Here is a 17,193-nt window from a genome sequence, read left to right on the forward strand (position 1 = left end):
CAGGTCCTCGATTACCTCTATTCGCCTGGCTTGGCAGGTGGCGCGTTCTTCAGGCCCATCAGCGCTTTCTTCACCGCGAGGCTCTGGTAGTTGATATTGCCGACGTTCAGGCTGACGCCTTCCTGAAACGGGTACTGCGACAGGCTGGCCAGGAAGGACTTGACCTTGGCCTGTACCGGAACGAACAGCCAGATTTGGTCGGCTGCCCAGCGCTTGGACAGAGGCGATTCCTGGCGAGCGGTCTGGAACGGGTCGGCCAACAGGTTGGTGAGTATCGGGGCATTGGTCACCTTGCGCGACGCGGTACCGAAATCGCCGTCCATGGTGGCGAAGCTGACCCGCCATTCCTTCCAGCGGATCGCATCCAGGTCACCACCCATGCTGAAGTACAAGTACTCCTCGCGTGGGCTGCTCTTCTCCTCCCCCTTGAAAAACGGCAGGAAGTTGTAGCCGTCCAGATGGACACGGTAGTCCTTGCCGTTGAGCTTGCCACCCTTGGCCAGGTCGGTAACCAGCGTCGGGTCTCCGGCGGCGGCAGCCAGCGTGGGCATCCAGTCGTTGTGGGCAATCAAGTTGTTGTAGTGGCTGCCCGGCTTGATGACCTTGGGCCATTTGACCAACAAAGGCACGCGATGCCCCCCTTCGTTGGATGTCCCTTTTTCGCCGGCAAAGGGCGAGGTGCCACCGTCGGGCCAGGAGAACTTTTGGGCGCCGTTGTCGGTGGTATAGATGATGATCGTGTTGTCGGCGATCCCGAGGTCATCGAGCTTTTTCAGCAACTGACCGACATGACCGTCGTGCTCGACCATACCGTCCGGGTACAGGCCAACGCCCGTCTTGCCTTCGGACTCCTTCTTCAGGTGGGTCCAGATGTGCATGCGAGTGGAGTTGAACCAGACGAAAAAGGGCTTGTCTGCCTTGTGTGCCTTGTCGATGAAGTTTTCGGTGGCCTGCACCAGTTCATCGTCGATGGTTTCCATGCGCTTGCGGGTCAGGGCACCGGTGTCTTCGATCTTGCCGTCGGCGTAGGAGTGGATCACCCCGCGCGGACCGTACTTTTTGCGGAACTCGGGGTCCTTGGGATAGTAGTAGGTTTCCGGCTCTTCCTCGGCATTCATGTGGTAGAGGTTGCCGAAGAACTCGTCGAAACCATGGTTGGTTGGCAGATGCCGGTCGCGATCACCCAGGTGATTCTTGCCAAACTGGCCGGTGGTATAGCCTTGCTGTTTCATCACATCACCGATCGTCGGTGCCCAGTCCGGAATGCCATGCTCGGAGCCCGGCATTCCGACCGTCAACAGGCCGGTGCGGAAGGGGTGCTGGCCCAGCGCGAAGGCCGAGCGGCCGGCGGTGCAGGACTGCTCGCCATAGGAGTGGGTGAACAATGCGCCTTCCCGTGCGATGCGGTCGATGTTGGGGGTCTCGTAGCCCATCATCCCCTGGTTGTAGGCGCTGATATTGAACATGCCGATATCGTCACCAAAGATCACCAGGATGTTCGGTTTGTCGGCGGCGCCTACACCCAGTGACGCGATTAATAGTGCACCTGCCACGGCAAGTAGGCGTGACCATTTCCCTGTGCGGGTCATGTCCTGTCTCCATTGTTATTGTTGATTTTTGACTTCGATACTAGAGAGACAGGTGGTGAAACCGCGACAGCAGAAGGGAGGATATTGAGGGGGAAATCCGGGTAGTTCGAACAAACTAGCCAGGGGAGTATTCAGCAGGAAATGCAGTCCTGCTCGTAGCCGCTGCCGCCAGGCTGCGATCGAACGCGAAGCGGTCGTGGAGGCTCAAGCGGCAGCGACCGAGTCAAGGTGTTCGCCTATTTGCTGCGTCCAACCTTGTAGATCTGCAGGGCGCGCTGCGCTGAAGCATTGCACAGCTCTTCATCGCCTGCTTTTTGTGCCTGCTTGGCCTGATCGAGCAATTCGCGAAACTCATCGACCTTACCACCGGCAAGGGCCTGGCCGTCGGTCTTGTCGATATTTTCGAGCTGTTTGATGCTGTCATCGCATTCAGTGGCGAAGGCGGAACTGCCCAGTGTCAGTGTGACGATAAACGCTGCCAGGTACTTCATAACGGTTCTCCCGAACGAAATAAAACCAGCCAGACGCGAGTACAGCACGCTCGTGTCAACCTATTGAGCGTAGCTCACCTGTGCGGGTTGCCCGAATCTGCCAGTCTCCCGCAGACAAGTGCCACGAAGAGCCGCTGGGACAACCGTTGAACAGCAAGGATCAGGTATGGCTCAAACCGTCCGTAGTTGAGGAAAGACCGCATAGTGACAGCTGGGCTCGCTGTTTCTTCTGGCGCATTCGGCGTCGGCCTCGGCCCGGGTGGGATAGCTGGGCTTGAGTCGAAGCTTTTCCTGATTGTCATAGAGGTCAAAACCTCCCGTGACGGTAGTTGCGTAGTATCGAGTGCCGTTGCGTACAGAATGCGTCTCAATGGGCACTGCTGGAACGACAACGAATCTTGGCAGCATTTTTTATACCTCCCCAGGTAAGACTTAAGTATTAGTCGCTGTGTTGACAGCCAACAAGGTCGTTAGCGACCAAAACAGTGCCTCACGAGGCCGTTGCGACGCAGATGCCCAGCGCAAGCGATTGTCCGCTCGTCTGTTTCTGATAAGGGTAAAAATGCAAACAATTCTCATTGGCTTTGATGTGGTGTAATCTCGCCGCCTTTCAGGCGGCACCTGGATTGCGTGCCTTCAATCAGCGCAACGTGAGGATGGGGATGGACGATAAACAAGGCGCTGCGGCGATGCTGGAATGGCGGGCCAGGTATCTTGGCGAGCACTCCCTGCAAGAAGCGGAATATGACCAGGCCCTGTTGGCTGCAGAGCGGCTTGAGCACTCAGGCTCGGTGAGTGCCAGTGAATGGGTACAGATGGTTCGACAGGCCAATGCCGCGTTGCTTCGCCAGGAGTGAGCTGTAATCATTGCGCACTTATACAGGCGCGAAAATCTGGAACCTTCGATGCACGACGAACAAGACCTTCACGAACCCGAACACGATCACTTGCTGGATCATGAGTTCTATGACGCCGATCCCGCGCTACAGGACGAAGTCGACCCGATGTATGATCCGGCGGATGAGGAAGAAGACGACGTGGACTGGGACGAAGGCGTCGATACCCTGGACGACTTGTAGTCGCGGGGTTGCCCCGCGATGCAGTGCGTCAGGCAGACTGCTATCGCGGGCGAGCCCGCTCTTAAAAGTGGTGGAACTATCGCCCGTCTACCGAGAATCTGCCGGCACCGGTAACGGCGAGCAGCAGCAAGCCGCCGGTGATGCTCATGTTCTTGAAGAACTGAACGCTGTTGGCGGCACGCGCCGGGTCGACCATGTTCCAGAATGGGTGGCCGATAACGGCGGTACCCACCACGAACAGGGCGAACAGAAACGCCAGTGGGCGGGTATAGAACCCGAGAATCAACAGTATTGCGATGAAGAACTCCATGGCTACTGCCACCCCGGCAGCCACCTGGGGCATGGGCGCGCCCAGGGAGCCGAGGTACTCGACGGTACCGGAAAAGCCGGTCATCTTGCTCCAGCCAGACATCACGAACAGGATCATCAATAGAATCCGCGCAAGCAGGATGATCACGTCACGCTGGTTGTCGAACAGGGTATAGCGCATGGCTGCCTTCCTTTGTGATGGGGCAATTTCACCATAGCAGGTGCGTGCAGCCTTTGCGCCGCAGGCAGGGAAGGGCATGAATCGCAGGCAACAAAAAGGCGCCTTGAAGGCGCCTTTTTCAGAAGATGGTGCGAGTGGCGGGACTCGAACCCGCAAGGCTCACGCCGGCAGATTTTAAGTCTGCTGTGTATACCAATTCCACCACACTCGCACAGGTTTGAAAGCGTCTGGCGACCGGGCGCGCGATTGAATCAAAGCCCTGGGGAAAATGCTTTTCCTCCGCAATCAAGCGTGCTTTATAACTCATCGTTATATTTGAGTCAACCGCACGCCGGCCCCCAGGTGTGCTTGGGCGGGGCTTATCGACGGATTCGATGTGCAACGTCGCGAAGTTGCTCAACTGAAGCTTGCAGCCCCTGAATCTGCCCCAGCACCTCGGCGGCATCGGTGTGGTGGACCGAGCACTGCAGGTAGCGGGCGTGGCCTCCTAGCTCTCGCGACACACGTTCAAGTTCGCGTGCGGTGCTGTGCAAATCGTCGTGAATGCCTTTCATCCGTGGGTCGGCAGCCAAGTGTTGCGCCCTCATTAATGGTTGATACGAGCAGGGAAGGGCTGACTATAGAGCAATTGACACCGAAATGTCATTCGGCCACTGTACCGCTCATTGGATCCAACATGAGCCAGTCGCGACGTGTCTGCCCCCGAGCTCCCTTCACCTCAGCCACCCAGGTCTCGTGCCCGGTGGTTCTGGCGCTTGCTGTTCGTCAATGCCTGGTTGGCAGCAGCCTTTCTGTTTTTCAGCCTGATCGCATCGGGTGTACTGCTGGTGTTGATGGGCAGTGATCCGGACCTTGCCACCGAGCAGCGGGTATACGCGTTTACCGGTGGGGCACTGATTCTGGCGGGGTGCCTGTACCTTGTGTTCAAGACCCGCCCCAGGCAAACACAGTAGCGACACACCGGAACAATTGCCGGGCCTGAGTCGTTGCAAGCAGCGTATGCTGTCTATTCTTGACTACGTCTGCGATTTGCGTGGAGCTGCCATGGGGCCTTCTGATCGCTCGGATTTACACACCATGCATGCCAGTCGTTATGAGCAACTGGTGCAGGCGGTGGTGGACTACGCCATCTATATGCTTGATGTCGATGGGTATGTAGTGTCCTGGAACGCAGGTGCACAACGGATCAAGGGTTGGCGCGCCGACGAAGTGATCGGCAAGCATTTCTCGCTGTTTTTCACCGAGCAGGATTGTGTCGAAGGCAAGCCGGCCAGGCTCCTGGCGTTGGCCTTGAGTACCGGTGTTGCCCAGGATGAGGGCTGGCGTGTGCGCAAGGACGGCACGCAGTTCTGGGCTTTGGCAGCACTGGATGTGGTCCGTGGGACGGAGGGCGAAATTGTCGGCCTTGCGAAAGTCACCCGCGACATCACCGACCGCCGCGAGGCAGCCCAGCAGCTCGATGCCATGCGTGCGCAGTTGTTCCAGGCGCAAAAGCTTGAAGCCCTCGGCCAATTGACCGGGGGCATGGCCCATGACTTCAACAACCTTCTGACCATCATTCTCGGCTCGGCCCGCCTGGCCCTCAGCAGCCGGGATCCGCAGCGTACCCAGCGTTTGCTCGAGCATATTCTCGATGCCGGTGAGCGGGGCACCCAGATGACCCAGCAGTTGCTGAGTTTTGCCCGGCACAAGGCAATGAACACCGGAAGGGTCGCCTTGCCCCCCTTGATCGATTCGACGCGGATGTTGCTCGGGCAGGCACTGCCCAAAGACATCGAGCTGCATATACGGATCGACGAAGACGTGCAGGATGTCGAAGTCGATGGTAGTCAACTGCAGATGGTCTTGCTCAACCTGATCTTCAATGCCCGCGATGCCGTCGAGCACGACGGGGTGATCGACTTGCGGGCGCGCAACTGCCACTTGCAAGGGGAGGTCGATGACCTGCAGGGCAGCTTTGTGCGCCTGGATGTCAGCGACAATGGCCGAGGCATTGCCCCGCATGTGCTGCCGCGTATTTTTGAACCTTTTTTCACCACCAAGGCCTTTGGCAAGGGAACTGGATTAGGGTTGAGCCAGGTCTATGGTTTTGCCAGGCAAAGCAATGGCGCGGTCACCGTCGTCAGCAGCGCCGACAACGGCACTTGCATGACGCTGTACCTGCCGGCCTACCAACCGGTCACCTCAACGACGAATTGAACAGGTCGCACTATCGTGGAACAGCTCAAACGACTTGCCACCGATATCACTGGGCTCGATGCGCTACTCAAGGGCGGTCTGATCGTCGGCGCCTCCTACATTGTTCAAGGGCGACCGGGGTCGGGCAAGACGATTCTGGCCAACCAACTGGCCTTCAACCATGTCGGCCAGGGTGGGCGAGTACTGGTAGCGACCTTGTTGAGCGAATCCCACGAGCGCTTGTTCCAGTACCTTTCGACCCTGGCCTTTTTCGATCCGGCTCTGATCGGCAATCAGATCCAGTTTGTCAGCGCATTCGACACGCTGGAGAGCGAAGGGTTGGACGAGGTGGTCAAGTTGCTGCGTGGGGAAATCAATCGTCACCAGGCTACGTTGTTGATCGTCGACGGCTTGCTCACCGCCCGCTCCCGGGCTGAAACGCCTCTTGATACCAAGAAATTCATTGCCGAGCTGCAAGGGCATGCGGCGTTCGCGGGCTGCACGGTGCTGTTTCTCACCAGTTCGCGACTGGACGACGGTAGCCCGGAGCACACCATGGTCGATGGTGTGATCGAATTGGGCGAGGAGTTGGTCGGCAACCGCTCGATCCGGCGCATCCAGCTGCGCAAGACGCGAGGCAGCGGGGCGCTGTCAGGTTTGCATGAATGCGAGATCACGGATCACGGCCTGCAGGTCTACCCCAGGCTGGAATCGCTCTACAGCCACCCGAGCAGCTTGGGCAGCGATGTGCTTGGCCGAGTCGGCAGTGGTGTGAAGGTATTCGATGAGCTGCTGGGCGGTGGGTTGCCCGACGCGTCGCTGACCCTGGTGATGGGGCCTTCGGGTATCGGCAAGACGTCCCTGGGTGTGAGTTTCCTGGCCGCGTCCACTGTCGATGCACCCGGCCTGCATTTTGGCTTTTATGAGACGCCCCAGCGTTTGCGCCTCAAGGCCAGCGCCCTTGGCCATGACTTTGCCGGCCTGGAGCGTAGCGGCGCATTGCATATCGTCTGGCAGCCAACTACCGAGGGGTTGCTCGATGATGTCGGTGCGCGTTTGCTGCAGCACGTCCAGGCGCATGGCATTCGTCGTGTGCTGATCGACAGCCTGGGCGCCTTCACCCGACTGGCGACCAATCCTGCGAGGCTGAATGAATTCTTCCGCGCCCTGACCGGCGAACTGCGCGCCCGTGACGTCTGTGTCATGGCCACCTGGGAAATGCGCGATATCTTCGGATCAGAAATCAACGCACCTGCACCAGACCTCTCGAGCATCGTCGACAACCTGCTGCTGATGCGATTTGTCGAGCTGGACTCGGAACTCAAGCGCCTGTTGTCGATTCTCAAGGTGAGGGACAGCTATTACGATCCGGCGCTGTTGGAGCTGATCATCAGCGACCAGGGTATTGATCTGAAAAAAGCCTTCACCCAGGCCACGGCGGTGCTGTCCGGTACCGCGACGCCGGTGCAGGGCGCGTGAGTCTGCAGGCTGCACTGCCATGAGTACGATTCTGGTCGTCGACGACGAGTACTTGATCGCCAATATCCTCGGCTACGCCCTTGAGGATGAAGGCTACGTGGTCGAAACGGCCAGCAATGGGCAGAAGGCACTGGATTTCTTGAAAGAAAAGCGCGTGGAGCTGGTGATCACCGACTACATGATGCCGCAGCTCAATGGCGAAGAGCTGGCAAGAAAGATCCGCGAAGAATTGCAATTGCAGGGCTTGCCGGTCATTTTGATGAGCGGTGCCCAGGCCCATCAGGGGCGAGACAATCCCGACTTGTTCGTAGCTGTGTTCGACAAGCCGTTCGACATCGACAAGATGATTGCCAAGGTCAAGGAGCTGGTCGGCGCACCCGAACCATCATGAGGCCATTGCGGCCTGCTGCCAGGGCTTGCGTGGCAGGGTCAAGCGCATCCGTGCGGCTTGAGTCAGCGAGGGTTACTCGTGATGCTCGTCTCCTTTGTCCGGTGCCGGGCTGCCGGCCTGGATGCGTTTGAAAATCTCCTCGCGGTGCACCTGGACATCTTTGGGTGCATCGATGCCGATCCTCACTTGCATACCTTTGACGCCCAGAATGGTGACTTTGATGTCGTCATTGATGACGATGCTTTCGCCAACCTTGCGGGTGAGTATCAGCATTTATATCTCCTTGGTAACGTAAGTTGCCCCACAGGCCTTGCCTGCAGCGGCCGGAAACACGCGCAACGCGTTCCTCTATTCCTTCATTAAAGACGCTTTCGGCGGATATTAATTCCTCCGAACACAGATTCTGTAGTGAGTCTTTAGTAGCAGGTCCCCAGGGGGCAATTGAGCGCTCCGCAGCAGCGAACGCTGCTCACACCCGCAAGCATAGGGGGGTTGGACGAATATGGGAAATTTCTCTGCATGATATGAGAACTATGGTCAATCGAAGGCAATTTCAAGGGGCAATACCCTGTAGAAACAACAACAGGCGAACTTCCTCGACCTCCAGGCCCTTGCGTTTTCGTGCAGTTGGCAGTTTGGCCAACTCGCCACGGGCAAAACACTCCAGCAAGGCCGGATGAATGTAGCAACGTCGGCACACCGCTGGCGTATTGCCCAGGCGCAGGGCCACGTGCTTGACCGTTTCAACGATTTGCTGGCGAGCCTGTGGCTCCGGTTGCCACTGCAGCGTGCGCAATCGGTTCAGAGCCAGGGTGCTGCCCGCCCAGGTGCGGTAGTCCTTGGCGGTAAAGTCGCTGCCGGTCAGCTGTTGCAAGAAGGCGTTGACGTCGGCCGAGCCGATGCAATGGCGTTGGCCCTGTTCATCCTGGTACTGGAACAGGTCCTGGCCCGGCAAGTCCATGCAACGCTTGACCAGATTGGCCAGGCGGCGGTTGCGCAGGGTCACCTGGTGTTCGATGCCGCTTTTGCCGCGAAAGCAGAAGCGTATGGCGCTGCCCTGGACCTTGACGTGGCGATTGCGCAGGGTGGTCAGGCCAAATGAGTGGTTGTCGCGGGCATATTGGCGGCTGCCCACTCGTATCAGTGTGGTGTCGAGCAGGCTCACGACCAGCGCCAGGACCTTTTCCCGGTCCAACCCGGGGCGTGCCAGGTGGCTGTCCAGCTGGCTGCGCAGCTTGGGCAGCAGGTTGGCGAAGGCCAGCATGCGGCCGTACTTGTGGCTGTCGCGAAAGTCCCGCCACTGCAAGTGATAGCGATATTGCTTGCGGCCGCGTGCATCACGCCCGGTGGCTTGCAGGTGGCCGCACGGGTCGGCACAGATCCACACGTCGGTGTAGGCCGGGGGAATGGCCAGCGCCTTGATGCGCTCCAGGGTGACGGGGTCGTTGATGCGCCGGCCCGCGGCATCGACATAGACAAAGGACCCACGCAGTGTTTTTCGACGCAGGCCCGGCTGGCTGTCATCGACATAGTGCAACTCATCGGGCAGGGGAATGTCGGGCATAGTCCGGGGTCCGATCGCGAGGGCCTGTTCTATGGACCTCGCGATCAGCCCAGCAGTGCCACCGACTTGATCTGCGCCACCAGTTGCTGGCCTGTATGCAAGCCCATTTGGTCGGCCGAATAGCGCGTGATTCGCGCCAGCAGCACGTTGCCATCGGCCTCCAGGCTCACCAGTACATGGGCGCTGTTATCTGCCGGCTGGTGACCGGTGACCTGCACCGGCAGCCGATTGAGAATGCTCGACTGGCTCTCGTGGGCCAGGCTCAGGCTGACATCACGGGCCTGGATTTTCAGGCGCAACGAGGTGCCGAGGGCCATTGGGTCGTGGGTAAGGCGCAGTTGCAAGGCGCTGCCCGGCAGTTGCAGGCCGAGCAATTGATACCCCGGATCGTAGCTGTTCACCTGGCCCTCAATGATGACTCCGGCGTCGTCACCCCGCGCCAGGGGCAGGTCGAGGCGGGCAAGGGTGGCGGCAATCGGGCCGCTGGCCTGGACTTTGCCGTGCTCCAGCAGCACCAGGTGATCGGCCAGGCGGGCAACTTCATCCTGGGCGTGGCTGACGTAAATCAGCGGGATCTCCAACTCGTCGTGCAAGCGCTCGAGGTAGGGCAGGATTTCGCGCTTGCGCGGCCCATCGAGGGCCGCCAGCGGCTCGTCCATCAATAAAAGCTGCGGGCTGCTGAGCAGCGCTCGGGCAATGCCCACACGCTGGGCTTCGCCGCCGGACAGGGTGGCTGGCTTGCGCTCGAGCAGGTGCTCGATACCCAGCAGCGCGCAGGCCTGGTCCAGGCTGACCTTGCGATCTTTCGCGTCAATGCGTCGCCAGCCGAAGGTCAGGTTGCCCTGTACCGGCAGGTGCGGGAACAGGCTGGCCTCCTGGAACACATAGCCGATCGGGCGTAAGTGGGGGGCCAGGAAATGCTTGCGCCGCGAGTCTTGCCATACCTGGCCGTTGACTTCGATGTAGGCCTCGGGCGCGCGTTCCAGGCCGGCCAGGCAGCGCAAGCAGGTGGTCTTGCCGGAGCCGGAGTGGCCAAACAGGGCACTGATGCCGCGCCCAGGCAACTGCAGGTCGACATCCAGTTCAAAATCGTTGCGGGCAACCTTGAGCCGCGCATGAATCGTTGCGCTCATCACTCAACTCCAGGCCGACTTGCCCCGGCGACTGGTGTACAGCGCCAGCAGCACGAGGAACGAGAACACTAGCATGGCACCCGCCAGCCAGTGCGCTTGAGCGTATTCCATGGCTTCGACGTGGTCGAAGATCTGCACCGACACCACGCGAGTCTTGTCGGGGATGTTGCCGCCAATCATCAGCACTACGCCAAATTCGCCCACGGTATGGGCAAAGCCAAGGATGCTGGCAGTGATAAAGCCTGGGCGGGCAAGCGGCAACACCACATGGACAAAGCAGTCCCAGGGCGTGGCACGCAGGGTCGCGGCCACCTCCAGCGGGCGTTCGCCAATGGCGCTGAAGGCGTTCTGCAGTGGTTGCACGACAAAGGGCATCGAGTAGATCACCGAGCCGATTACCAGGCCTGTGAAGCTGAACACCACGGTGCCCAGCCCCATGGCCTGGGTGGCCTGGCCGATCCAGCCGTGCGGGCCGAGGGCCAGCAGCAGGTAGAAGCCGATAACCGTGGGGGGGAGCACTAGGGGCAAAGCCACCACAGCCCCCACCGGCCCACGCAGCCAGGAGCGCGTGCGCGCCAGCCACCAGGCGATGGGGGTGCCGACCAACAGCAGAATCAACGTGGTCAGGCTGGCCAGTTTCAAGGTCAGCCAGATGGCACCCAGGTCGCTGGCATCCAGAGGCATCAGATTTCGTAGCCGTACGACTTGATTACCGCAGCGGCTTTCGGGCCCTTGAGGTAATCCACCAGCGCCTGGGCTGCGGGGTTGTCCTTGCCCTTGTTGAGGATCAGCGCGTCTTGCTTGATCGGTTCATGCAGGGTGGCCGGTACGATCCAGGCCGAGCCCTGGCTGACTTTGCCGTTCTTGAAGATCTGCGACAGGGCGACAAAACCCAGCTCGGCATTGCCGGTGGAGACGAACTGATAGGCCTGGGTAATGTTCTGGCCTTCGACGATCTTGGCCTTGGTGGCGTCGGTCAGCTTGAGCTTGTCCAGTACCTGGGTGGCGGCCAGGCCATAGGGTGCGGCTTTCGGATTGGCGATGGACAAGTGCTTGAACTGGTTTTGCTTCAGGACCTCGCCCTTGGCATCCACGTAACCCTCTTTGGCCGACCACAGGGCCAGGGTGCCCACGGCATAGGTGAAGCGCGAACCCTTGACGCTGTCGCCTTCGCTTTCGAGCTTGGCCGGGGTGCTGTCGTCGGCGGCCAGGAAGACTTCAAACGGCGCGCCGTTCTTGATCTGCGCATAGAACTGCCCGGTGGCGCCGTAGGCGGCTACCAGCTTGTGCCCGGTGTCTTTCTCAAAGTCCTTGGCGATGGCCTGGATGGGCGCGGTGAAGTTGGCGGCGACCGCAACCTGGACTTCATCGGCCCAGGCGCTGTTGATGGTCATGTACGCGGCCAGGGCGGCCAGGGCAAAACGGGGTGCGCACTTACTCATGAAACACAGCTCCACGGGCTGAGGGGTAATCGTTGTATACATGAATATATAGCGATTGTCCGACAAACGGAAAGCTCTGATTTAACGAAGTAACTGAGCGAGGGCTTTTTGCGCAAGGCTGCGGGTCAGTTCACCCGCGGGTAACGCCTGGCCCAGGCGCGCTGCCTGGCCAGACCAGAGGTTGCTGAAGTCGCTGCTGCCAGTGGGCTCGCTGATTGCCCGCAACGGCATCAACGCACCACCTGCCAGCGGAAAGTGCGGCACCAGCACGCTCATCGGCCCCAGTTCGCGCATGATCCGGGTATTGATGCCGCGGGCCGGGCGGCCGGTGAACAGGTTGGTCACGGCGGTGTCGCTGTCCTTGGCGTTCTGCAGTGCCTGGCGATGAGCCGTCGACACCTTGGCTTCCGGGCACAACAGGTAGGCGGTACCCAGCTGCACGGCCGAGGCGCCCAAGGCCAGGGCGGCGACAATGCCGCGATGATCACCGATACCGCCGGCGGCGATCACCGGCACCTTCACGGCGTCCACTATCTGGGGCACCAGCGCCATCGTGCCGACCTGCGTGTTCAGGTCGTTGCTGAGGAACATCCCGCGATGACCGCCGGCTTCGTAGCCCATGGCAATGATCGCATCGCATCCATGCTGCTCCAGCCAGACGGCTTCGTCGACGGTGGTGGCGCTGGACAGCACCCTGGCCCCGGTAGCCTTGACCCGCTCCAGCAGGTCAGCGTCCGGCAGGCCGAAGTGAAAACTGACCACGGCAGGCTTGAACTGCTCGACCAACTGGCACGTGGCGTCATCGAACGGTGCGCGGTTGGACACCGGCGTTGGCGCGTCGAAGTCGGCGCCCAGTTCCTCGTAGTAGGGCTTGAGTGCCTGCTTCCAGGCCGCGTCGCGGGCAGGATCGGGTTGGGGCGGTTGATGGCAGAAGAAGTTGACGTTGAGCGGGCCGGTGCTGGCCTGCCTGAAGGCTTCAAGCTCACTGCGGATCTGCTCAAGGCCCAATGTTGCGCAAGGCAAGGAGCCCAGGCCGCCGGCGTTGCTCACGGCAATTGCCATGGCCGAACCGGTGGAACCGGCCATTGGCGCCTGGATGATCGGCACTTCGATGCCGAACACGTCAAGAAGTCGGGTATCTGGCCAACGGTTCATGCCTGGGCTTCCTTGTGCGGTGTGGCGATTACAGGGCTTTGCTCACCTTGATGTCGGTGATTTTCTTGGCGTCGTCACCGTGCAGTTTTTCCAGCGCGGCCTGGACCTGCTCCGGCGCGTCGCTGCTGAGCAGGGCGAAGTCGAAACGACGCTCGCCGTCGAGCTTGTACTTGATGACGTACTTGATGGTCTGGCTCATGGGCTTATCTCAGCTTCGAGGACGAACGGCGGATGATCTTGATGGTGTGGGTGAAGGTCGGCTTGGTCACGGCCGACAGCGCGCGAGGGCCGACGGTATCGATGGTGATGTTCCAGAATCCGGTGCTGGGCACAGTGATCTTGGCCGGGAAGTCGACGAACGCACCGCCGTGATAGGTGTGGCGCCCGCCATTCTTGAAGCTGCGGAAGTTGGCGTCGTTCATCAGACGGATATTGCAGCGCTGGGAGCAGTGGATGACGACAATGTCATCCTCGTTGAGGTGCTCGCGCTGGTGTACGAATTTCATGTTGCTCTCCGCAATGGATCTGTCGGCAAACCGAAACGATACCATGATCACCGGTCGGGCTGGCGCCCTTCGTACCGGCCAGCGCGATAAATCTGCCAACGAAGGGAGCAAAATGGACTTGGCGCGGTCAGAGTGTCTTTCCGTGGTGGAGGTGTAGCTTGATGAAGTGGGTTGTAGCAGCGCTGGCAGTGACATTGGGGGGTTGTGCAAGTGTTTCGGAGCTCGAAAACACCCCGGAAACCCTGAGCGTGATCTCCGGCAAAAAGCCTCAGGAGTACGCCGTTTGCGTGCAGCAGGAGCTGGCCGAGACCCGCGGCCCGCTGGAAGTGGAGAAGCACCACGATGGCTTGCGTCTGGTCGTGCCACAGAAGGTCGGCGCCGGTCCCGCAGCGCTGGTCGACATCAACGAACGCGGTGGCGGCAGCAGTATCAAGTTGTATGAACGCTTGAACAATTTCCCCTTGCGCCTGGGCGATGTAAAAACTGCAGCAACGCACTGCATCTCGGGCTGAGTCCGTTACGCTATTTAATAGCAAGCTAATCGTTTCAGCTGGCGATTTGCCATTTTCTTGCGTCCTACAGCGTTGTCGCTGGCGGCGGATGGGCCTACTATCTGTTGGCTTATGACTAATAAGCCTAAGCTTATAACAAGAAAATGGAGTCCGTGATGATCCCACTGGATCGAATCCTGATGAGCAGCCTGCTGCTGTTCTCAGTCACCACAGCTCATGCCGCAGACGGCCAGAAAATCTTCAGCCAGGGCGGGCAGAACCCCGCCGCAATGGCTTGCCTGGGTTGCCACGGCCCCGATGGCAAGGGCATGGCGGCGGCTGGTTTTCCGCGCCTGGCCGGGTTGCCTGCCGCGTACTTGAGCAAACAGCTGCACGATTTTCGTGACGGCACCCGCAAGAACCCAATCATGGAGCCACTGGCCAAGGCCCTCAGCGATGAGGAAATCCAGGCGGTCACCACCACCCTGGCGACCATGCCGAGCGACCCGGTGGCCGATACCCGGCGCCAGCAGATGGCCGGCGACGCCACTCAGAAGCTGGCGCTGTATGGCGACTGGAGTCGCAAGCTGCCTGGCTGCGTGCAATGTCACGGCCCTGGCGGCGTCGGGGTTGGCGAGCACTTTCCTCCACTGGCGCATCAGCCGGCTGCTTACTTGGTGGCGCAACTCAACGCCTGGCGCGACGGCAGTCGCAGCAACGACCCGAACCAGTTGATGGTCGGTGTTGCCAAGGCGATGAGCGATGAAGAAATCAAAGCGGTTGCCGACTACTTCGCCAACCCAGCAAGCCCGGAGGTCAAGCCATGAAACCATTGATGTTCGGGGCGCTGGCCCTGGCTTTGGGCACTGCCCACGCCGCACCGATAGCCATGGATGATCAGTCGCAGATCACGGTTCCGCCTTCCAGCGGCGCCCCGGGGTTTGCACCGCCTGCCGAGAGTGAACTGCCAGACAACGCCTTCGGCAAAATGGTCCGCCAGGGCCACGCCTTGTTTGTCGATACCCGGAGGATGATGCCCGACAAGGTGGGCAACGGTCTGAACTGCAGCAACTGCCATCTGGACCAGGGGCGCCTGGGCAATTCGGCTCCCTTGTGGGGCGCGTATCCCATGTACCCGGCGTACCGCAAGAAAAACGACAAGGTCAACACCTTCGCCGAGCGTATCCAGGGTTGCTTCCAGTTCAGCATGAACGGCACGCCACCGGCGGCAGACAGCCCGGAGATGACGGCCTTGTCGGTATATGCCTACTGGCTGGCGAGCAAGGCGCCGATCGGTGTGGAAACGCCGGGTCGGGGTTATCCCGAGGTGCCCAAGCCTGCCCTGGGCTATGACTTCAAGCGCGGCGAGCAGGTTTACCAGCAGCAGTGCGCAATCTGTCACGGCGCCAATGGCGAAGGGCAGAAAGTGGCCAAGGACTACGTCATGCCGCCGCTGTGGGGCAAGGACTCGTACAACTGGGGCGCCGGCATGCACCGGATCAACACCGCCGCGTCCTTTATCAAGTACAACATGCCCCTGGGCAAGCCCGGCAGCCTGAGTGACCAGCAGGCCTGGGACGTCGCCGCCTTCATCAACCGCCATGAACGCCCGCAGGACCCGCGCCTGGTGGAAGGCTCGATCGAGAAGACCCGCCTCAAGTACCACGCCAATGACGGGGTCAACCTGTACGGGCAGAAACTTGACGGTGTATTGATCGGCCAGGGCACCGGCAAGTAGCGCCTTGTCACCGGCATGACGCCAAGTCGTCATGCCGGTGCAACACCCCTTCGTTGCAATGACTGCATCCCAGCAAGGAGAGGCGGCCATGCGACTGTGTGTAATCGGAGCGGGTTATGTGGGGCTGGTGACGGCGGCCTGTTTTGCCGAAATGGGTAACCAGGTGGTATGCGTGGAGCGCGACCGGCAACGGCTCGCACGCCTGCAGCGCGGTGAATGCCCGATCCATGAGCCAGGCCTTGACGCGCTGCTCAAGGCGCAATTGGCAAGCGGTCAGTTGAGTTTTACCGAGGCACTGGAAAACGGCGTGGCGCAGGCCGATGTGGCCTTTATCGCTGTCGGAACACCCAGCCAGGAGGATGGCTCGGCTGATCTTGGTCATGTACTGGCCGTGGCCGACGCACTGGGACAACTGCTGGTCCGGCCATGCCTTGTGGTCAACAAGTCGACCGTGCCGGTGGGCACCTGCGAACAGGTGGCCTGGCGTATCCTGCAGGGTCTCAAGGCCCGCGGGCTGAAGGTATCCGTGACGGTGGCGAGCAACCCGGAGTTTCTAAAGGAAGGCAGCGCCATCGACGACTTCATGCGCCCTGACCGGATCGTCCTGGGCTGTGACGACCCGCATGCCACGGCGTTGTTGCAGCGCCTGTACACCCCGTTCGTGCGCAACCATGATCGGGTGCTGCTGATGACCCCAAGGGCGGCCGAGTTCAGCAAGTACGCTGCCAACGCCTTTCTGGCGACGAAAATCTCCTTCATCAATGAGCTGGCCGGACTGTGCGCACGCCTCGATGTAGATATCGAGCAGGTGCGCCGTGGTATCGGCAGTGATACGCGCATCGGCACCCATTTCATCTACGCCGGCTGCGGTTATGGCGGCTCGTGCTTTCCCAAGGATGTACGGGCCTTGATCCATACCGCCCGGGCCGCGGACTATCCCACAGCCATACTCGATGCGGTTCAGGCGCGCAATGCACTGCAGAAAACCCTGCTGTTCCAGGCGCTGGTCCAGCATTTTGGCGGTTTTGTGCAGGGCAGGGTGGTAGGGCTCTGGGGGCTGGCGTTCAAGCCTGGCACCGACGACCTGCGCGAGGCACCGAGCCTGGTGTTGATCGAGGCGCTGCTGGCAGCCGGAGCGCGGGTCCAGGCCACTGATCCTGCGGCCCTGGAAGGTGTGGCGCAGCGTTATCCCGAGGCCGTGGCCAGTGGCCGCCTGCGTTTGTCGGGCAACCCCTACGGGTGCGCCGAAGGCGCCGACGCCCTGGTGCTGGTGACCGAATGGAAGCAATACCGACAACCTGATTGGCCGCGTTTGCGCGGCCTGATGCGTATGCCCGTGGTCTTCGATGGGCGCAATATTTATGATCCGGGGGAACTATCTCCACTAGGATTTCTCTATCATGGCATCGGTCGCCCGGTGGCAGGGCATTGTAAGGTGACTGCTGCCTGATTAGACTGCGCCGAATT

22 protein-coding genes and 1 tRNA gene are annotated in these 17,193 nt (G+C 60.4%); 10 read left to right on the plus strand and 13 right to left on the minus strand.

All coding sequences use genetic code 11. The annotated features are described in order from the left end of the window. Nucleotides 1-17 precede the first annotated feature (17 nt). The 3 genes from ABVN19_RS06660 to ABVN19_RS06670 form a co-directional block, all read right to left on the minus strand. Nucleotides 18-1,589 carry an arylsulfatase gene (locus ABVN19_RS06660; RefSeq protein WP_105641761.1) on the minus strand — a complete coding sequence of 524 codons (1,572 nt, stop codon included), beginning with the start codon at nucleotides 1,587-1,589 and terminating at the stop codon, nucleotides 18-20. Between the two features lie 236 nt (nucleotides 1,590-1,825). After that, nucleotides 1,826-2,080 (minus strand): hypothetical protein, encoded by a 255-nt coding sequence (locus tag ABVN19_RS06665; RefSeq protein WP_036989325.1) that lies wholly within the window; start codon nucleotides 2,078-2,080, stop codon nucleotides 1,826-1,828. A gap of 171 nt (nucleotides 2,081-2,251) precedes the next feature. After that, nucleotides 2,252-2,488, minus strand: coding sequence for a hypothetical protein (locus ABVN19_RS06670; protein ID WP_084167912.1), 237 nt, complete (start codon nucleotides 2,486-2,488; stop codon nucleotides 2,252-2,254). Nucleotides 2,489-2,742: 254 nt separating this feature from the next. Between ABVN19_RS06670 and ABVN19_RS06675 the strand changes: the two genes are divergently transcribed. Together ABVN19_RS06675 and ABVN19_RS06680 are read left to right on the plus strand one after the other, a co-directional pair. After that, nucleotides 2,743-2,937, plus strand: coding sequence for a hypothetical protein (locus ABVN19_RS06675; RefSeq protein WP_028941861.1), 195 nt, complete (start codon nucleotides 2,743-2,745; stop codon nucleotides 2,935-2,937). A 48-nt stretch (nucleotides 2,938-2,985) separates the two neighbouring features. Then, nucleotides 2,986-3,159, plus strand: a complete 174-nt coding sequence (locus ABVN19_RS06680) for a hypothetical protein (protein ID WP_167332086.1) — start codon at nucleotides 2,986-2,988, stop codon at nucleotides 3,157-3,159. A 76-nt stretch (nucleotides 3,160-3,235) separates the two neighbouring features. Here the strand turns inward: ABVN19_RS06680 and ABVN19_RS06685 are convergent, their stop codons facing one another. Both ABVN19_RS06685 and ABVN19_RS06690 read right to left on the minus strand, forming a co-directional pair. Further along, a complete protein-coding gene (locus ABVN19_RS06685; protein ID WP_028941862.1) occupies nucleotides 3,236-3,649 on the minus strand; it encodes a DoxX family protein in 414 nt (137 codons plus the stop codon). A gap of 126 nt (nucleotides 3,650-3,775) precedes the next feature. After that, a tRNA-Leu gene (locus tag ABVN19_RS06690) sits at nucleotides 3,776-3,860 on the minus strand. Between the two features lie 544 nt (nucleotides 3,861-4,404). Between ABVN19_RS06690 and ABVN19_RS06695 the strand changes: the two genes are divergently transcribed. From ABVN19_RS06695 to ABVN19_RS06710, 4 genes are all read left to right on the plus strand, one after another. Continuing rightward, on the plus strand, nucleotides 4,405-4,602 hold the full coding sequence (locus tag ABVN19_RS06695; RefSeq protein ID WP_084167913.1) for a hypothetical protein: 198 nt from the start codon (nucleotides 4,405-4,407) through the stop codon (nucleotides 4,600-4,602). A 124-nt stretch (nucleotides 4,603-4,726) separates the two neighbouring features. Beyond that, nucleotides 4,727-5,848 (plus strand): ATP-binding protein, encoded by a 1,122-nt coding sequence (locus ABVN19_RS06700; RefSeq protein WP_105641760.1) that lies wholly within the window; start codon nucleotides 4,727-4,729, stop codon nucleotides 5,846-5,848. A 12-nt stretch (nucleotides 5,849-5,860) separates the two neighbouring features. After that, nucleotides 5,861-7,306 carry an ATPase domain-containing protein gene (locus ABVN19_RS06705; RefSeq protein ID WP_028941865.1) on the plus strand — a complete coding sequence of 482 codons (1,446 nt, stop codon included), beginning with the start codon at nucleotides 5,861-5,863 and terminating at the stop codon, nucleotides 7,304-7,306. A 19-nt stretch (nucleotides 7,307-7,325) separates the two neighbouring features. After that, nucleotides 7,326-7,697 carry a response regulator gene (locus tag ABVN19_RS06710; RefSeq protein ID WP_028941866.1) on the plus strand — a complete coding sequence of 124 codons (372 nt, stop codon included), beginning with the start codon at nucleotides 7,326-7,328 and terminating at the stop codon, nucleotides 7,695-7,697. A 72-nt stretch (nucleotides 7,698-7,769) separates the two neighbouring features. Here ABVN19_RS06710 and csrA read toward each other — a convergent pair whose 3' ends face one another. From csrA to ABVN19_RS06750, 8 genes are all read right to left on the minus strand, one after another. Next, nucleotides 7,770-7,970 carry a carbon storage regulator CsrA gene (csrA, locus tag ABVN19_RS06715; protein ID WP_028941867.1) on the minus strand — a complete coding sequence of 67 codons (201 nt, stop codon included), beginning with the start codon at nucleotides 7,968-7,970 and terminating at the stop codon, nucleotides 7,770-7,772. Between the two features lie 280 nt (nucleotides 7,971-8,250). Continuing rightward, nucleotides 8,251-9,261, minus strand: a complete 1,011-nt coding sequence (locus ABVN19_RS06720; RefSeq protein ID WP_028941868.1) for a DNA topoisomerase IB — start codon at nucleotides 9,259-9,261, stop codon at nucleotides 8,251-8,253. Between the two features lie 44 nt (nucleotides 9,262-9,305). Continuing rightward, nucleotides 9,306-10,394, minus strand: coding sequence for a molybdenum ABC transporter ATP-binding protein (modC, locus tag ABVN19_RS06725; protein ID WP_105641759.1), 1,089 nt, complete (start codon nucleotides 10,392-10,394; stop codon nucleotides 9,306-9,308). A gap of 3 nt (nucleotides 10,395-10,397) precedes the next feature. Next, nucleotides 10,398-11,078: a molybdate ABC transporter permease subunit gene (gene modB / locus ABVN19_RS06730; RefSeq protein ID WP_028941870.1), complete on the minus strand. Its 681-nt coding sequence runs from the start codon at nucleotides 11,076-11,078 to the stop codon at nucleotides 10,398-10,400. Next, the gene (modA, locus tag ABVN19_RS06735; RefSeq protein WP_028941871.1) at nucleotides 11,078-11,836 is read right to left on the minus strand and encodes a molybdate ABC transporter substrate-binding protein; all 759 of its coding nucleotides are present in this window, start codon (nucleotides 11,834-11,836) and stop codon (nucleotides 11,078-11,080) included. Before modA ends, modB begins: the two co-directional genes overlap by 1 nt. A gap of 81 nt (nucleotides 11,837-11,917) precedes the next feature. Beyond that, entirely contained in the window at nucleotides 11,918-12,991 is a 1,074-nt protein-coding gene (locus ABVN19_RS06740; RefSeq protein ID WP_028941872.1) for a nitronate monooxygenase, read from the minus strand. A gap of 28 nt (nucleotides 12,992-13,019) precedes the next feature. Then, a complete protein-coding gene (locus ABVN19_RS06745; RefSeq protein WP_167332087.1) occupies nucleotides 13,020-13,190 on the minus strand; it encodes a hypothetical protein in 171 nt (56 codons plus the stop codon). A gap of 4 nt (nucleotides 13,191-13,194) precedes the next feature. Next, entirely contained in the window at nucleotides 13,195-13,497 is a 303-nt protein-coding gene (locus tag ABVN19_RS06750; protein ID WP_028941873.1) for a DUF1883 domain-containing protein, read from the minus strand. A gap of 161 nt (nucleotides 13,498-13,658) precedes the next feature. Here ABVN19_RS06750 and ABVN19_RS06755 point away from each other — a divergent pair, with 161 nt between their 5' ends. The 4 genes from ABVN19_RS06755 to ABVN19_RS06770 all read left to right on the plus strand — a co-directional run bounded on the left by ABVN19_RS06755 (nucleotide 13,659) and on the right by ABVN19_RS06770 (nucleotide 17,176). Continuing rightward, on the plus strand, nucleotides 13,659-14,009 hold the full coding sequence (locus tag ABVN19_RS06755) for a hypothetical protein (RefSeq protein WP_028941874.1): 351 nt from the start codon (nucleotides 13,659-13,661) through the stop codon (nucleotides 14,007-14,009). Between the two features lie 155 nt (nucleotides 14,010-14,164). Continuing rightward, nucleotides 14,165-14,815 (plus strand): c-type cytochrome, encoded by a 651-nt coding sequence (locus ABVN19_RS06760; protein WP_105641758.1) that lies wholly within the window; start codon nucleotides 14,165-14,167, stop codon nucleotides 14,813-14,815. Continuing rightward, a complete protein-coding gene (locus ABVN19_RS06765; RefSeq protein WP_028941876.1) occupies nucleotides 14,812-15,726 on the plus strand; it encodes a c-type cytochrome in 915 nt (304 codons plus the stop codon). The genes ABVN19_RS06760 and ABVN19_RS06765 overlap by 4 nt, the downstream gene beginning before the upstream one ends. 88 nt (nucleotides 15,727-15,814) lie before the next feature. Beyond that, nucleotides 15,815-17,176: a UDP-glucose/GDP-mannose dehydrogenase family protein gene (locus ABVN19_RS06770; RefSeq protein ID WP_028941877.1), complete on the plus strand. Its 1,362-nt coding sequence runs from the start codon at nucleotides 15,815-15,817 to the stop codon at nucleotides 17,174-17,176. The last annotated feature ends 17 nt before the right edge of the window (nucleotides 17,177-17,193 follow it).

The sequence above is a fragment of the Pseudomonas vranovensis genome, assembly GCF_040438935.1.
GTDB classification, from domain to species: domain Bacteria; phylum Pseudomonadota; class Gammaproteobacteria; order Pseudomonadales; family Pseudomonadaceae; genus Aquipseudomonas; species Aquipseudomonas vranovensis.

Coding starts and splice junctions, on each gene's coding strand:
- ABVN19_RS06660 (WP_105641761.1), bottom strand. CDS start 1,589: ATGACCCGCACAGGGAAATGGTCACGCCTACTTGCCGTGGCAGGTGCA.
- ABVN19_RS06665 (WP_036989325.1), bottom strand. CDS start 2,080: ATGAAGTACCTGGCAGCGTTTATCGTCACACTGACACTGGGCAGTTCC.
- ABVN19_RS06670 (WP_084167912.1), bottom strand. CDS start 2,488: ATGCTGCCAAGATTCGTTGTCGTTCCAGCAGTGCCCATTGAGACGCAT.
- ABVN19_RS06675 (WP_028941861.1), top strand. CDS start 2,743: ATGGACGATAAACAAGGCGCTGCGGCGATGCTGGAATGGCGGGCCAGG.
- ABVN19_RS06680 (WP_167332086.1), top strand. CDS start 2,986: ATGCACGACGAACAAGACCTTCACGAACCCGAACACGATCACTTGCTG.
- ABVN19_RS06685 (WP_028941862.1), bottom strand. CDS start 3,649: ATGCGCTATACCCTGTTCGACAACCAGCGTGACGTGATCATCCTGCTT.
- ABVN19_RS06700 (WP_105641760.1), top strand. CDS start 4,727: ATGCATGCCAGTCGTTATGAGCAACTGGTGCAGGCGGTGGTGGACTAC.
- ABVN19_RS06710 (WP_028941866.1), top strand. CDS start 7,326: ATGAGTACGATTCTGGTCGTCGACGACGAGTACTTGATCGCCAATATC.
- csrA (WP_028941867.1), bottom strand. CDS start 7,970: ATGCTGATACTCACCCGCAAGGTTGGCGAAAGCATCGTCATCAATGAC.
- ABVN19_RS06720 (WP_028941868.1), bottom strand. CDS start 9,261: ATGCCCGACATTCCCCTGCCCGATGAGTTGCACTATGTCGATGACAGC.
- modC (WP_105641759.1), bottom strand. CDS start 10,394: ATGAGCGCAACGATTCATGCGCGGCTCAAGGTTGCCCGCAACGATTTT.
- modB (WP_028941870.1), bottom strand. CDS start 11,078: ATGCCTCTGGATGCCAGCGACCTGGGTGCCATCTGGCTGACCTTGAAA.
- modA (WP_028941871.1), bottom strand. CDS start 11,836: ATGAGTAAGTGCGCACCCCGTTTTGCCCTGGCCGCCCTGGCCGCGTAC.
- ABVN19_RS06740 (WP_028941872.1), bottom strand. CDS start 12,991: ATGAACCGTTGGCCAGATACCCGACTTCTTGACGTGTTCGGCATCGAA.
- ABVN19_RS06745 (WP_167332087.1), bottom strand. CDS start 13,190: ATGAGCCAGACCATCAAGTACGTCATCAAGTACAAGCTCGACGGCGAG.
- ABVN19_RS06750 (WP_028941873.1), bottom strand. CDS start 13,497: ATGAAATTCGTACACCAGCGCGAGCACCTCAACGAGGATGACATTGTC.
- ABVN19_RS06755 (WP_028941874.1), top strand. CDS start 13,659: ATGAAGTGGGTTGTAGCAGCGCTGGCAGTGACATTGGGGGGTTGTGCA.
- ABVN19_RS06760 (WP_105641758.1), top strand. CDS start 14,165: ATGATCCCACTGGATCGAATCCTGATGAGCAGCCTGCTGCTGTTCTCA.
- ABVN19_RS06765 (WP_028941876.1), top strand. CDS start 14,812: ATGAAACCATTGATGTTCGGGGCGCTGGCCCTGGCTTTGGGCACTGCC.
- ABVN19_RS06770 (WP_028941877.1), top strand. CDS start 15,815: ATGCGACTGTGTGTAATCGGAGCGGGTTATGTGGGGCTGGTGACGGCG.